Source organism: Mesorhizobium carmichaelinearum (assembly GCF_900199455.1).
Taxonomy (GTDB): Bacteria; Pseudomonadota; Alphaproteobacteria; order Rhizobiales; family Rhizobiaceae; genus Mesorhizobium; species Mesorhizobium carmichaelinearum.
In genome coordinates this window covers 1-250 of sequence record NZ_FZQR01000209.1, presented here as the reverse complement: position 1 = coordinate 250, position 250 = coordinate 1, and the positions used below count along the sequence as shown (strand labels likewise).

The window sequence follows — 250 nt, the reverse complement described above, 5'->3', positions numbered from 1 at the left end:
GGAAGCGCAGGCGCAGGCGATCTGCATGCAGACGCGCGATTTCGAGCGCGCCTACAAGGCGTTCGTGGCCAAGGAAAAGCCGGTGTTCGAGGGGAATTGAGATGATGCTTTCCGTGGAGACGTCGGCAGGACAGAGGGGGGCGCCGTAGAGCGCTGTGCTCCATGCACTGCGGAGGCCAACATGCCTGACCGTTCCTTCCTCAACTGGCCGTTCTTCGAAGACCGCCACCGCGAACTGGCCGAAAGCCTG

1 pseudogene is annotated in these 250 nt (G+C 62.8%); it reads left to right on the top strand.

Annotated elements, in window-relative coordinates:
• Positions 1-100: pseudogene (locus CKW40_RS45300) on the top strand (enoyl-CoA hydratase family protein); the annotation flags it as partial.
• Positions 101-250 lie beyond the last annotated feature (150 nt).